The sequence below is a fragment of the Gordonia sp. SL306 genome (genome assembly GCF_026625785.1).
Lineage (GTDB): Bacteria > Actinomycetota > Actinomycetes > Mycobacteriales > Mycobacteriaceae > Gordonia.
In genome coordinates this window covers 4,386,338-4,400,827 of record NZ_CP113063.1, presented here as the reverse complement: position 1 = coordinate 4,400,827, position 14,490 = coordinate 4,386,338, and the positions used below count along the sequence as shown (strand labels likewise).

Below are 14,490 nucleotides of genomic sequence, written 5' to 3'. Positions count from 1 at the left end.
AAGTGTTCATGACAAATAAAGATGCTCGCATCCACTATGCACTTCTCAAACAACACACACCCACACGCGACCAAACCTCGAACTCCCACCACAGAAGCCGTCACCGATCCGACCCGACCATGCAGGCACCAAGACAACACACACACATGTGTGTTCCCTCAGAACCCCGATAGTGTGCTGACAACGCCACCCACCTCACAGTGAGCAACCACCCACGCCACCCGAACACTCGGACAACCTGAGCCTGCCTGATGTTTCACCCTCGAACACACACCCACCGCACGGACACATGCCGGCAGAAATGGGTGATGTTGTGTGCTCCTTAGAAAGGAGGTGATCCAGCCGCACCTTCCGGTACGGCTACCTTGTTACGACTTCGTCCCAATCGCCGATCCCACCTTCGACGGCTCCCTCCACAAGGGTTAGGCCACCGGCTTCGGGTGTTACCGACTTTCATGACGTGACGGGCGGTGTGTACAAGGCCCGGGAACGTATTCACCGCAGCGTTGCTGATCTGCGATTACTAGCGACTCCGACTTCACGGGGTCGAGTTGCAGACCCCGATCCGAACTGAGACCGGCTTTAAGGGATTCGCTCCACCTCACGGTATCGCAGCCCTCTGTACCGGCCATTGTAGCATGTGTGAAGCCCTGGACATAAGGGGCATGATGACTTGACGTCATCCCCACCTTCCTCCGAGTTGACCCCGGCAGTCTCCTGCAAGTCCCCGGCATAACCCGCTGGCAATACAGGACAAGGGTTGCGCTCGTTGCGGGACTTAACCCAACATCTCACGACACGAGCTGACGACAGCCATGCACCACCTGTACACCAACCACAAGGGGGGCTATATCTCTATAGCTTTCTGGTGTATGTCAAACCCAGGTAAGGTTCTTCGCGTTGCATCGAATTAATCCACATGCTCCGCCGCTTGTGCGGGCCCCCGTCAATTCCTTTGAGTTTTAGCCTTGCGGCCGTACTCCCCAGGCGGGGTACTTAATGCGTTAGCTACGGCACGGATCCCGTGAAAAGGAACCCACACCTAGTACCCACCGTTTACGGCGTGGACTACCAGGGTATCTAATCCTGTTCGCTACCCACGCTTTCGCTCCTCAGCGTCAGTTACTACCCAGAGACCCGCCTTCGCCACCGGTGTTCCTCCTGATATCTGCGCATTTCACCGCTACACCAGGAATTCCAGTCTCCCCTGTAGTACTCAAGTCTGCCCGTATCGCCTGCACGCCTACAATTGAGTTGCAGAATTTCACAGACGACGCGACAAACCGCCTACGAGCTCTTTACGCCCAGTAATTCCGGACAACGCTCGCACCCTACGTATTACCGCGGCTGCTGGCACGTAGTTGGCCGGTGCTTCTTCTCCAGGTACCGTCACTCACGCTTCGTCCCTGGTGAAAGAGGTTTACAACCCGAAGGCCGTCATCCCTCACGCGGCGTCGCTGCATCAGGCTTCCGCCCATTGTGCAATATTCCCCACTGCTGCCTCCCGTAGGAGTCTGGGCCGTGTCTCAGTCCCAGTGTGGCCGATCACCCTCTCAGGTCGGCTACCCGTCGTCGCCTTGGTAGGCCATTACCCCACCAACAAGCTGATAGGCCGCGGGCCCATCCCCAACCGCAAAAGCTTTCCACCACACCCCATGCGAAGTGCAGTCATATCCGGTATTAGACCCAGTTTCCCAGGCTTATCCCAAAGTTGGGGGCAGATCACCCACGTGTTACTCACCCGTTCGCCACTCGAGTACCCCCGAAGGGGCCTTTCCGTTCGACTTGCATGTGTTAAGCACGCCGCCAGCGTTCGTCCTGAGCCAGGATCAAACTCTCCATGAAAATCATACAAAAAACACCAACACAAAGGCCAGCATCTTTCAACACAATCTCAGCCAGAGAGAAAAACAAACCTGACCATAACAAAAACTAGCAACACCCACCCACACGGGCAGATGCCACAAAAACAATCCATCTCATATCCAAAATCCAAAGAACTTGGACACACGATGCCAAACAAATGGCATCAGACAATTCATCAACACACTATCGAGTTCTCAAAGAACACACACCCACCGGCACCACCCCTTGCGAGGCGCTCACCTGCGAGCTTGACGTTCTGTTTGGAATTGTTGTCCGTCTCCGGGGCAACTCTTCCAGCCTACCAGACCCTCTCGGCGTCCCGCAACTCTTGGTCGAAGTTCGATCAGGAGTGTCTGGCAGTCCGATATTTCGTCCGGGGCGCACGAAGCTACCCTGTTCGATTTCTCGGGGCGGTCGGAGCAGAAACCGGTTTCCCTTCCCCGTCTTCCCCTCTCGGGGCTGTCCGGGGCGGCGCCGTGTCGCTCTGACTTGAAGAAAGTTACGCAACTGCGCGGCCAGGGTCAAATCGCCTGTTCAGCCGAGCTCGGTCGCGGAATATTCGCTGGTAGCGGGACTTTCGACCGCGACCATTCGCCTCTGATCGCAGGTTTGGGACGTTCGTACCCAAGTGTGATCTGCGCCATTGTGCCCGTCCTTTCGGACAGTCGACGAGCCCTGTTGGTCAGTTCCGGCGGAGGCAAAGGGTTCGTAGCGTCGTGAGGTGTGAGCATCTGCGAGATCAGTGCACCCGTCGCCCGCCGGCCGGCCGTTCGCCGCACCACCTGCGTACCCGCGGGATTCCGGCAATGCGGGGACCTCGCCTGGCGTGAACACGGGGAGGCCGTCGAGATCGTGCATCGGCTCGACGTGGCGACCATCTGCGACTCGGCAATGCTCACCGGCCTGATCCGACTCGTCGACGACGGCATCATCACAGGTCAGCGCGCATTCGAGGAGGCAGCGGTTGGAATCATCCGCACCTGCGCCGCCACCGAGGCACGAGCATGGGCCGCGTTCTACGACAACTCGCTGCGCGAGCTGCGCACCGGGACCTCTCCGTTCGGCCCGGTCCATCGCCGGGCACGCTCCCTCGTCGCCGGCGACAGCCTTCTCGAGGTCGGCTCCTGTTTCGGGTTCCTTGCCCTGCAGTGCGCGGAAGACGGCTACCGGGTGCAGGCCTGTGACATCTCCGCCGGCGCGGTCGGGCTGCTCACCCTGGCGGCCCGGCGCCGTCACACCGAGGTCGACGCCACGGTGGGCGATGCCACCGCCTTACCCTTCGACGACTCGTCGGTCGACACGGTCACCCTCATCCACCTGCTCGAACACCTCGACGAATCCGCCGCACAGGTTGCCCTGTCCGAGGCCTTGCGGGTCGCCCGGCGTCGGGTGGTGGTCGCCGTCCCCTACGAGGACAGGCCGAGCGAACACTTCGGACATCTCGTTCGGCTCACCGAAGTGGACCTGCGGCGCTGGACCGCCGGGCTGGACCATGCCGGCACACAGTACTTCGAGGACCACGGCGGCTGGTTGATCCTCACACTCCGGTGAGTTCTTTCCCGCCATCCGCGAAAGACATTGTGGACAAGCGCTTTTCGATCCAGCCGACCAGCACTGCGCAGCCGTCAGATCAACCCGCGCTTGCTTGCGATGTAGACCGCATCGGTGCGCTTGGAGACACCGAGCTTGCGGATGATGTTGCGGATGTGGAACTTCACGGTCGATTCGGAGATGTAGAGCGTCTGCCCGATGCGCTTGTTCGACAGGCCGTCGGCCAGCAGCCGCAGCACCTCGCGTTCCCTTTCGGTGAGAGCCTCGGGTACCCCGCCGTCACCTGACACGGTCCGCAGCACGATGGCCGCACTCCGTGGGTCGAACGCGCTGCCGCCACCGGAGACGGCCTGGATCGCACGGACCAGCTCTGTGGTGTCGACGTCCTTCACCACGTACCCGCGGGCGCCGGCCTTCACCGCCCGGACGACCAGATCGTCGTCGAGAAACGTGGTCAACACCAGGGATGACACCCCCGGGTGACGATCGGCGATCTCCTTGATCAGGCGCAGTCCCTCGTACTCGGTGCCCGCCGTGAGCTTGAGATCGACGACCACGACGTCGGGCCGGCATCGGGTGACCTCCGCCAGAGCCGCGTCGTAGGAGTCCGCCTCACCGACCACGGAAATCGATCCCTCACGGGCCAGGAGCGAGCGAATCCCCTCGCGGAGCAACGCGTGGTCGTCGACCAGCATCGTCCGAACCCCGGTCACCTCTGCAGTGGTCATCGCCAGTTCTCCTGTCTCCGGTCGCCCGATCCCCGGTCGTCGCCGCCGACCGGGATCTCGACACCTATCCGCACGCCACCGAGGCGCGACCGGCGGATACGCAACGTCCCGCCGAGCTCGTCGGCGCGTACCGACATGTTGGCCAGCCCCCGATGGCGACCGGCGAGGTCCCCGAGCGTCGCCGCCCGCAACACCTTGCGCATATGCCCGGGATCGCCGAGCCCGTCGTCGTCGACACTGAGCTGCACCGTGGCATCCCCGTAGGTGAGCGTCAGCCGCGCTTGCGCCGCCTCGGCGTGCACCGCGGTGTTGAACAGCGCCTCGCCCGCGATCCGGAGGATGGCGTGCTGGATGTCGTCCGGCAGGTCACGGGCGCGCCCGACCACGCGGACCTCGGTCTCGAGGTCCGCGGGCATGTGCATCGAGCACAGACCGTCGAGGACTTCGACCAGGCTCAGCTCGCTCACCGACGGCGACTGGTTGAGGGCGTAGATGACCGAACGCAACTGTTCGATCGCGTCGCGCGTCAGACGCCCCGCAACCTCGAGTCGATCCGCACTCGCCGCATCGGTCTCCATCCGGCACACCTCGATCTGCATCCCTGCCGAGAGCACCGACTGGGTCACCGAGTCGTGCAATTCCCGGGCAATGCGTTCGCGCTCCTCGGAGACGAGGCGCTGGCGCATCACCGCCGACAACTCACGTTGCGTGCGTTCGAGTTCCACGTTCCTGGCAGCGAGGTCGTCGGCCTGTCTGGTGGCACGCGCGAACGCATCCTCGGCCCGGGCGAGCTGATGACGGCTCTCCTCCAGCAAGGCCGCGTTCAACAGGGCGACGGCGGCCTGACGCGCCAGAATCCGCATGACCACGAGATCCGCGGAATCGACGACCTGATGGTCGGGAGTCCACGCCGACAATCCGCCGACGACCCGCCCGTCGAGATGGAGCGGGACATACAGGTGGTGGTCGTCGACCACCGGGCGCATCAACTGAGCCATCTGGTTACGCAGGATGTCGTTGAGTCTGTTGAGCACGACGTCGGGCAGATGACTGGGCGCACGGGCCATCTGCACGCCCTCGAACGCGTAGATCGTGCCGTCGCGGCTCAGCATCAGGTGGCGGGGTCCCGTTCGTTCGAGTTCCCCGTCGCAGAGCGCGAACACCACCCATTGCGCGTCGAGGTGCTCCTGCACCGCCCGCACCACCGAGAGCACGAGCGTCTCGGGTCCCTCCGCGGTCTGCACCAACGCCCGCGAAATGCGGTCCAGCGCGCCGACCACCCTGGTCAGGCGCTGTTCGACCCCTCGGAACTGCGCGTAGTGCGATCCCTTGACCGAATGCAGGCCGACCAGCGAGTCCAACCGATCGAGGCCGGGCACCTCGTCATCAACGGGACTCGCCGCACGCGTCACCGACCGCTCGCCGCCCACGTCCGTCCGGTCGGTACCCCTGCCCGTGCGCGTCGTGCGGCCCATCGTCACAGGGCCTCGAGGTAGATCCGCGCCACGTCGTCGGCGGTCGGTTGGCGGGGATTGGTCGTCATACACGCGTCGGCCATCGCGTTCGACGTCAGGATCTCGAGATGTTCTCGCCGCACACCGAGCGACCCGAGCGAGCCGGGCAATCCCACCCGGACGGCCAGCCCGGCGACTCGCTCGGCCAGTCGGTCGGCCGTGGCACGGTCCGACCCCGACTCTCCGATACCCACCGCGCGCGCGAGATCGACATACGGTCGCGGATCGCGATCGGCGTTGAACCGGATCACGTGTGGGAGGAGCACCGCATTGATCGCGCCATGCGGCGCGTCGCAGAGTCCACCGACCGGATGGCTCATGGCATGCGTCGCACCGAGAATCGCGTTGGTGAACGCCATCCCGGCCTCGAGTGCCGCATAGGCCATGTCCAGTCCCGCCGCACTGTCCCCCGGATCATCCACCAGACGTTCGATGCTGTGCCACGCGGTGGCGATGGCCGACAGCGCGGCCGTATCGGTCAGCCGACTGTGCGCAAGCGACGCGAAGGCCTCGATGCAATGGGTGATCGCGTCCATTCCGGACTGGGCGACGACCGCGGGTGGCATGGTCGCCAACACGCGAGGGTCGATCACCGACACATCGGGAACCAATCCGCGGCCGATGATGGTGACCTTGGTCCGGCGATCGACGTCGTTGATGATGCAGAACTGGGAGACGTCGGACCCGCTGCCTGCCGTCGTCGGTGCCGCAACCAGCGGCGGAAGTGGACGCCGCGCACGGTCGATGCCCTCGTATTGCAGGATGTGACCGCCGTTGGCCGCGAGGATCGCAATCCCCTTCGCCGCGTCGATCACCGAGCCGCCCCCCAGCGCGACGAGTCCCTCGCAGCCCGCGGACTCGTAGTGCTCGAGTGCCGCGGATATCTCCTGGGCGCGCGGGTTCGGTGACACACCGGTGAACGAATACACTTGCAGGCCAGTTGATCTCAGCCGATCCGCGAGCTCCGGATACCAGGGCGTACCCATGATGTGCAGGTCGGAGACGATCATCAGTCTCTGAATCCCGAGTCCTGCTGCCGCGCGCGGCACCTCGGCCAACGACTCGTGCCCGATGATGATCTCGGGGGTGTGGAACTTGGCGATACGTACCGCGGCGCGGGTCATCGTCTCGCTCGCCTCGGTTCGCACGTCACCTCACCTGCCCCAGGATCCGTTCTTCTCGCGATCCTACGCGGATGCGGGCTCCTCACGAGCCACGTGTGTCGACGGAGACCTGCTCCAATGCGGACAGGTCGTGGACCACGTGCAGCCGGTCACACAGGGCCGCGTAGGCAGGCAGGTCGCACGATCCCAGACCCCACGAGTGGCTCGGCTCCGGAGTGATCCAGATGGTCTCCCGCGCGCGCCGGGTGATCTCCTCGAACGCAGCCAGATTCGGATCCCGACCGTTGCTGCGACCGTCTCCGAGCACGATCACCGTCGTGCGACGGTTGATCGCGCCGCCGAACTCCTCCAGGAACGCGCCCAGAGCAGAGCCGTAGTCCGAGTCGGCGTCGGTGTCGAGAACGCCGCCCGCAGGCAACCCCGAGACGACCAGCGAAAGCGCCTCCTCGGGCGGATGTTCTGCGAACAGGTCGGTGATCTCGACGAGATCCGAGACGAATGCGAAGGACCGGACATGGGCGACCATGCTCTGCAACCCGTGCACCAACTGCAACGTGAACCGGGCCGCCGAGCGCACCGAGAGCGAAACGTCGGTGAGGAGAACGAGACTGGGACGATCCGTCACCTTCGCGACGGTGACGGGACGAAACGGGACACCGTCGTAGCGGAGGTTGGCCCGCATCGTGCGGGCCGCATCGACCGTGCCGCGCGCAGCCGTTTTCCGGCGGGCACGCGGTGCGCCGTGCAGGCTTCGGATGAGCCGTCGGATGGAATCCTCCAGGCTCGCCCGCTCGTTCTCACCGATGGCGTCGCGGACCGAGGCCTCGATCTCGCGACTCTCGAGTTCGTGGTCGCTCGCCATCAGTTGCTCGAGGTGATCACGCAACTTCTCGGGCAGACCGTCGAGGAGACCGGCGAGGGCGCTGCGCAGCGCGGCGAGTGCCTCTGCATCGGGCTGGGGGCCGGTCCCCTCGCCGTCGGTGTCGAGCCAGTCGAGCAGCGCCATCTCCTGCGCCACGGACAGTTCGGCGTCGAGCTGGGTCGATGTGCCGGCCACCAGCTCACCCGGTCTGCCGGGGTTGTGCAACCGCGAGACCGTGAGCTGCACCCGTGCTGCCGCCTCGGAGTTCGGCACCTCGTCGGCGGACAGCACGATCTCGTCGGTCAACGACGCCATGTCGAGCTTGTTGGCCTCCTGATGGAGGTTGTACTGCTCGGCGAGGTCTTCCGGGTCGAAATACTGTCTGATGTTCGACGGCGGTCCGTGACTGTGTCCTTGCTGGGGCGTTTGACCCACCTCGCCGGAGAGCGTGTACTCCTCGAGCTCGCCCGAGTCGCTCAGGTCGTCGTGGGTGTGTGAATGCCCTTGTCCGTCATCTCCGTCCACCACGGCACGGAGTCCGAAGAACCGATCGAACACCTCGTGGAACGTCGCCTCGTCGCGGCGGTCCTTGATCAGGCACACGGCGAGCGCCGAACGGAGCAGCTCTCGATCGCCGAGGATCTCCGCGGTGCCGACGGCGCGCATCGCGTCCATCGCCTCGGAGACCCCGATGCGGATACCGTGCAGCCGCAGCAGACGCACGAACCGGTGGACAGCCCCTTCCATGGCGCGACCTAGAACGGACGCTTGCCGGAGCCGCCACGCGGCTTGAACGACCGGTTGCCCTGTCCCGGGCTCACTCCGCCCCGGGTGCCGGCATCGTTGTGACTGCCCGGCGAGCCGTAGTAGTCGTTCGCGTGTCTGCCCGGTTGATCCTTCGCCGCCCGTGTGGCCTGACCCGAGTGCTCGCTGTCGCCGTGACCATGGTCATGACCGTGATCGGGTGGTCCGTGCGAATGCCCGTGCCCATGCGAATGTCCATGGGAGTGAAGATGATCGGGGACCTCGGCATTCGGATCCACGAGACGTGGCAGGGCCTCGATGGCGCGAGTGAGATCTCGGTCGTACTTGACCACGACGTTCGCGGTGTCCGCGAGGATCTCGGAGTTCAGTTCGTCGGCACCCAGCACCGCGAGTGTCCGCGCCCAGTCGATGGCCTCGGAGATGCTGGGCGCCTTCCGCAGGTCGAGCTCTCGCAGACCGCGGACGATCTCGACCAGCTTGGCCGCGAGCGTCTCGGACAGCCCGGTGTTCTTCGACTTGATGATCGCGAGTTCGCGGGCGGACTCCGGATAATCCAGCGAGAGATGCAGGCACCGCCGTTTGAGAGCTGCCGAGAGATCTCGGGTGTTGTTGGAGGTCAAGACGATCATCGGCTGGTGGGTCGCAACGAAGGTGCCGATCTCGGGCACGGAGACCTGATACTCGGCGAGCAGTTCGAGCAGCACGGCTTCCAACGCCTCGTCGGCACGATCGACCTCGTCGACGAGCAGTACCACGGGCCGTTCCGAACGCACGGCCTCGAGGAGGGGGCGTGGCGCGAGGAACCGTTCGGAGAAGAACACGCTCTCCTCGGCCCCGATCCGTTCCACTGCCTCGGCAATGGTCGACGTGTCGGCGACGACCTGACCTATCTTCTCGCGCAACACCTGGGTGTAGAGCAGTTGTTTGCCATAGTCCCACTCGTAAAGGGCGGTGGTCTCGTCCTGTCCCTCGTAGCACTGCAGGCGTAGCAGTTCACGACCGGTCACCTCGGCGAGGGTCTTGGCCAGCTGGGTCTTGCCCACGCCTGCGGGGCCTTCGAGGAGGATCGGTTTGCCCAGCCGGCTCTGCAGGAACACGGTGGTGGCCAGTCGCTGATCAGCGAGATATCCGGCGGCCGCGAATCGCTCGATCACGTCGGCGACATCGACGAACTCCTCGTCGGGCTCGTCGCCGCCGGACTCGCTCCTCAGGGAACGGGGATCGCCGCCGGACTCACTCCCCAGGGAACGGGGGTCGCCGCCGGACTCGGTGGGATCCTCGGCGGGTTCGGTGGCGAGGTGCACGGACATCGGTGTCTCCGGTTCTCTGCGGGGCTGATCCATCAGCGGGTCGAGTTCATCGGTGGTCGCGTAATCCTTTGGGATGGAAGACGGATGGCGGGCCCGGGTCGGGGGGCGATGGGTCCGCCATCCGTCACCCTCGTAGAGGTGGACCTCTACGAGATCAGGTCGTCGAGATCGCCGTTGAAGCAGTGATCGACGACAGGACGAACGGTCTCGAAGGTGCATTCCTTGGGGTTGCCCGGCGTGCAGGCGTCACCGAGGACGTGATTGGTGATCGCATCGATCGATTCCGGAGCTCCGGAGATCTCCTTGCGGTTCTCGTAGAACTTGGTCGGGCCGGTGCCGAGACGGTTCTTGATGTGCGAGTCCTGGGTGACGTCGGTGAACTTCTCCGGGATACCCACATCACGCAGCAGGCGGATCGCGGCATTCAACGCCTGGTCGGCGGCCTGCACTTTCGTCATCCCATGGGTGTCCACCCCCATCGCCTCCGCGAGATCGGCGAATCGGTCGTAGAGGACCGGCATGTTGAACGCCCAGACGCGTGGAAGTGCGACCGCGTTGTTGAGTCCGTGGTGAGTGTCGTAGAACGCCGACACCGCGTGGCTGATCGAGTGGATGATCCCCAGTCCGCCCGAGTTGAATGCCTGCGCCGCAATGTATTGCGCGTACATCATCCCTTCGCGGCCGGCCAGTTCCGTTGGGTTCCACGTCGCCTCGCGGAGGTGTCGCGCGGTGAGACGAACGGCGTGCAGGGCGTTACCCATCGACGGCGGGAAGTTCAACCGCGACACGTACGGCTCGGACGCGTGGGCCAGCACATCGAACCCGCACTGCGCGGTGAAGGCCACCGGGCAGTCGTAATAGAGCACCGGGTCGTCGATCGCGAGCGTGGTGACGGACGCATCGTCGAAAGCGACGTACTTGTGCGGCTTGTCGGGATCCGTTGTGGTGTCGGTGATGACGTAGGCCCACGACGTCTCCGAGCCGGTACCCGCAGTGGTCGACACCGCGATGTGCGGCGGATTCTTCGGGTTCTCGCTCTTGTTGAATCCCTCGAACTCGTTGATGCTGCGACCGTCGTGGGCAACCGAGATCCGTGCCCCCTTGCAGGCGTCGTGGGCAGACCCGCCACCGATGGAGATGAACGAGTCGCATTGCTCGGTGTTGTACAACGACACCGCATCCATCACGTTGTAGTCCTTGGGATTCGACTCGACCTGATCGAACAGGACCACCTCGAGGCCGTGGTACTTACAGGATTCGACGATCTTGTGGACCGTGTCGCTGCCCCGCAGGCCGGTGGTCATCACCAGCGTGCGCTTGAAGCCGAGCTTGAGCGCCTCCGGACCGATCATCTCGTGCGCACCGGGCCCCATCATGGCCCGCGGGAACGGATGGAATTCCTTGATGGGAAACGGTTTCAGTAGTTCGTCGACCTGCATGATGACCTGACCTCCTGCGCACGATGCGCATCCTCAACGTCGGTAGTGGAGCAACGGCGACGTTACGCAGGTCACAGTGCCGGTGGACAGGTCTCGGCGGCCGAACCATCCGTTACGACCGCACCGTCACCCTGTTGGCAGGCCGGGCCCTGTCCGATCGGACAGGTGGTCCATCAGACCGACATCGAAACCCCACGGCAATTCGAGTCGATGCCGCGCCAGGGTGTCGGCATCGGCGAGAATGTCACGGGTCGGGCCGTCGGCGACCACTCGCCCGTCGTCGATGATCACGGCCCGGTCGCACAGTTGCGCCGCATAGGGTAGGTCGTGGGTCACCACGAGCATCGTGGTGTCGAGCCCGAGCAGGGTGTCGGCGAGCTCGCGGCGGGCGACCGGATCGAGATTCGCCGACGGCTCGTCGAGGACCAGAATGTCCGGGCGGCAAGCGAGTACGGTGGCCAGCGCTCCACGTCGCCGCTGCCCGCCGGACAGTCGGTGCGGACTGCGACCGGCGTGCTCGGTCATCCCGACCGCGGCGAGTGCCTCCGTCACGCGTGCACCGAGATCGAGGCCGGCGTCGCCGAAGTTCGCGGGCCCGAACGCCACGTCTTCGGCCAGGGTGGGCATGAACAGCTGATCGTCGGGGTCCTGGAAGACCAGCCCCACCTGTCGTCTGACCTCACGCATCGTCTTCTTGCCGACCGGGACGCCGTTGATCCGGACCTCTCCCCCGGTCGGCAGCAGCACACCGTTCAGTTGCAACATCAGCGTGGTCTTGCCGGCGCCGTTGGGTCCGAGCAGCGCCACCCGCTCGCCGCGGCGGACGATCAGATCCACTCCCTCGAGGGCTGGATGTCCGTCCGGATACGTGTACCGGACGCCGCGGGCCTCGATCGCGAGGCACTCGTCCGATCGGCTCTGGTCTGTCATCGCACGCGCCACCTCGTCCTTGCCCGGCGCTCCAGCCTCGCTGTCGTGGTCATCGATCACCTTGTCACCCAAGCGATCACGGAAATCAGGATCGCCGCGATCGCCGGCAACGCCACGACCGCCCACTGAACGCGGGTCGCCCGCGGCGCCGTCGCGACTCCCGGCATCTCCGGTATCGAACCGGTGAACCCCCGCGACATCATCGCGAGATGAACTCGCTCTCCGCGTTCGTATGACCTCAGGAAGAGCGATCCGACGCCCTTGGCGATCGCCCCGGCCTGGTGCAACATCCGCGGTGAATCGCCACGGGCCAGCCGAGCGATGTGCATCCGACGGATCTCCGCCGAGAGCAGATCGGTGTAGCGGAGCATCATCACGATCACCGGGGTGAGCGTGGCCGGCATACCCAGCCGCGTCAGCGCCAATGGCAGCTCTCTCGCCTGTGTGGTCGCGGCGAACGTCAGCGATGCGGCCACCCCGAGCGACCCCTTGACGACGATCCCCCACGCCGCGAACACCCCCGAGACCGACAGCGACAGCCCGGCCACGTCGACCCGTTCCCCCCCTTCGGCGAACGGCAACAGTACCGCCAGGATGACGAACGGCGCCTCGATCACCATGCGCGGCACGATCCATCCGACCGGCACGCGCGCAACCCGCCACACGACGACCAGGATCGCGGCGAACGCCAGATACGGCCAGAACATCTCACGGGGAGTGGCCACGACGGCGAAGACGAAGGCGATCAGACAGACCAGCTTGACCTCGGTGGGTGCCCGATGGACCGGCGAGTCGCCCCCTCGATAGAGCGGATGGGCATGACCGGCGCCCATCGCGATCAGCGCCCGCCGCCGTCGGCGCCCTCGTGGTCGGCGCGGGCCCGTCGTCGGACGGCGAGCAACCAGAACAGCCCCGTCGCGAGCCCGAGCGTGATGGCCACCCCGATGACACCGGCGACGCCGTTGGTACCACCGATCCCGTGCAGCGAATAGTCGGCCAGCGGTGACGAGGCCATCGCATGATCTGTCGCGTGCTGAGCGATGCAGTCGCCGGTGAGTTGCTCGCGGCCACCGACCATCACCGTCTCGCACCCGCGCAGGGTGGCCGAGTCCAGTCCGTCGGGTGAGGAACTCGCCGCATACGACACGACTCCGGCGATGATCAGTGCCGCACAGGCGAACACCGCGAGGAAGGTCCGTCGGCTCACGCGCCGTCGATTGTCGTCGGTGGTGCTCATACCGCCACTCCGACCGACTCGGAACTGCTCGGGGCGCGCGTTCGGAGCAGATAGACGAGATCGGGCCGCGCTCGGACCACCGCCATCACCGTGACGGCGGTGATGACGCCCTCGCCGATACCGATGAGGGCGTGGGTGCCCCACATGTACGCCGCGACAGTGCCAAGCGATTCTGTCGCGGCACCCCCCAGCGCGTACTCGACGACAAAACCCGTTGCGGCGGCGACAGTCCCGCAGAGCGCTGCCACGAATGCGACCACCCCCAGCCGGCCTGGTGACGGCACGCGCCGCCCGATCAGGCGATAACCTGCCACCGCGACCAGATAGCCCACGAAGGTGGAGATCAATGCCATGTTCGTGATGTTGGCACCCAGCGCGGTGACCCCGCCGTCGGCGAAGAGCAACGCCTGCACCACCAGGACGATCGCAATACACAATGCGCCGGTGAACGGGCCGACCAGGATCGCGGCCAAGGCTCCGCCGAGGAGGTGCCCGCTGACCCCGGGCAGGATCGGGAAGTTGATCATCTGCACCGCGAAGATGAACGCCGCGACGAGTCCGGCCATCGGGACGGTCTTCTCGTCGAGATCGGTGCGGGCGCGCCACACACAGAACGCGAGACCCGCGAAGGCGATGATTCCGAAGAGAGCCGAGACCGGCGCGTTGATGATGCCGTCACTCATGTGCATGGCGACGGTCGACGTGACCGGCGAAGGCGTCAGCGTGGACATGCACGAACCGTAGAACCGCCACGGTCATCTGTCCACTCATTCAGATGTTTAAGTGAACAGACTGTCCGATGGGTCAGGTGTCGACCACACCTTTACGTGTGGCCGTGGCCTGCACCCATCCAATGAAGCAGTTCGTGGACGGTGTCGTCGTCGAGTCGGTAACTGACCGATCGGCCCAGGCGGGTCGAACTCACCCAGCCCTGGTGGCGCAGTACCCGAAGCGCCTGGGAGACCGCGGTTTCGGTGCGCCCCACGGCAGTCGCGAGGTCGCCGACGATGATCCCGGGACGTCGGTGCAGAACGATCAGGATCTCGAGGCGGTGCGGATCGGACAGCAGATCGAAGCGCGTGGACCATTCCGCGATGTCGACATCGGCACGTTCACCGTGCCCACCGCCGGTCGCCGGGCCCTCCGCGCCCTCGGCCACCATGT

General features: G+C 64.9%; 12 protein-coding genes and 1 rRNA gene. 1 reads left to right on the top strand and 12 read right to left on the bottom strand.

Features of this window, described 5'->3' with window-relative positions; genetic code table 11:
• Window positions 1-326: 326 nt before the first annotated feature.
• Window positions 327-1,845, bottom strand: a 16S ribosomal RNA gene (locus tag OVA31_RS20120).
• A gap of 744 nt (window positions 1,846-2,589) precedes the next feature.
• On the opposite strand from OVA31_RS20120, the gene mftM reads away from it, so the two are divergent.
• A complete protein-coding gene (mftM, locus tag OVA31_RS20115; RefSeq protein ID WP_420714091.1) occupies window positions 2,590-3,417 on the top strand; it encodes a mycofactocin oligosaccharide methyltransferase MftM in 828 nt (275 codons plus the stop codon).
• A gap of 74 nt (window positions 3,418-3,491) precedes the next feature.
• On the opposite strand, the gene OVA31_RS20110 is transcribed toward mftM, so the two are convergent.
• The 11 genes from OVA31_RS20110 to OVA31_RS20060 form a co-directional block, all read right to left on the bottom strand.
• Window positions 3,492-4,145 (bottom strand): MadR family response regulator transcription factor, encoded by a 654-nt coding sequence (locus tag OVA31_RS20110; RefSeq protein ID WP_324290137.1) that lies wholly within the window; start codon window positions 4,143-4,145, stop codon window positions 3,492-3,494.
• Window positions 4,142-5,620: a MadS family sensor histidine kinase gene (locus OVA31_RS20105; protein ID WP_267628353.1), complete on the bottom strand. Its 1,479-nt coding sequence runs from the start codon at window positions 5,618-5,620 to the stop codon at window positions 4,142-4,144. Before OVA31_RS20105 ends, OVA31_RS20110 begins: the two co-directional genes overlap by 4 nt.
• Window positions 5,621-5,622: 2 nt before the next feature.
• A complete protein-coding gene (locus OVA31_RS20100; RefSeq protein WP_267631619.1) occupies window positions 5,623-6,783 on the bottom strand; it encodes an iron-containing alcohol dehydrogenase in 1,161 nt (386 codons plus the stop codon).
• Window positions 6,784-6,865: 82 nt separating this feature from the next.
• Window positions 6,866-8,392, bottom strand: coding sequence for a VWA domain-containing protein (locus OVA31_RS20095; RefSeq protein WP_267628352.1), 1,527 nt, complete (start codon window positions 8,390-8,392; stop codon window positions 6,866-6,868).
• A gap of 8 nt (window positions 8,393-8,400) precedes the next feature.
• Window positions 8,401-9,720 carry an AAA family ATPase gene (locus OVA31_RS20090; protein WP_267628351.1) on the bottom strand — a complete coding sequence of 440 codons (1,320 nt, stop codon included), beginning with the start codon at window positions 9,718-9,720 and terminating at the stop codon, window positions 8,401-8,403.
• 146 nt (window positions 9,721-9,866) lie between these two features.
• Window positions 9,867-11,159: an NDMA-dependent methanol dehydrogenase gene (gene mdo / locus OVA31_RS20085; protein ID WP_164308557.1), complete on the bottom strand. Its 1,293-nt coding sequence runs from the start codon at window positions 11,157-11,159 to the stop codon at window positions 9,867-9,869.
• A 126-nt stretch (window positions 11,160-11,285) separates the two neighbouring features.
• Window positions 11,286-12,089 (bottom strand): energy-coupling factor ABC transporter ATP-binding protein, encoded by an 804-nt coding sequence (locus OVA31_RS20080; protein ID WP_267631618.1) that lies wholly within the window; start codon window positions 12,087-12,089, stop codon window positions 11,286-11,288.
• 56 nt (window positions 12,090-12,145) lie between these two features.
• On the bottom strand, window positions 12,146-12,922 hold the full coding sequence (gene cbiQ / locus OVA31_RS20075; RefSeq protein WP_267628350.1) for a cobalt ECF transporter T component CbiQ: 777 nt from the start codon (window positions 12,920-12,922) through the stop codon (window positions 12,146-12,148).
• Window positions 12,923-12,927: 5 nt separating this feature from the next.
• Window positions 12,928-13,326, bottom strand: coding sequence for a PDGLE domain-containing protein (locus OVA31_RS20070; RefSeq protein ID WP_267628349.1), 399 nt, complete (start codon window positions 13,324-13,326; stop codon window positions 12,928-12,930).
• Window positions 13,323-14,057, bottom strand: coding sequence for an energy-coupling factor ABC transporter permease (locus tag OVA31_RS20065; protein ID WP_267628348.1), 735 nt, complete (start codon window positions 14,055-14,057; stop codon window positions 13,323-13,325). The genes OVA31_RS20070 and OVA31_RS20065 overlap by 4 nt, the downstream gene beginning before the upstream one ends.
• Before the next feature lie 92 nt (window positions 14,058-14,149).
• Window positions 14,150-14,488, bottom strand: a complete 339-nt coding sequence (locus OVA31_RS20060; RefSeq protein ID WP_267628347.1) for an ArsR/SmtB family transcription factor — start codon at window positions 14,486-14,488, stop codon at window positions 14,150-14,152.
• Window positions 14,489-14,490: the final 2 nt, after the last annotated feature.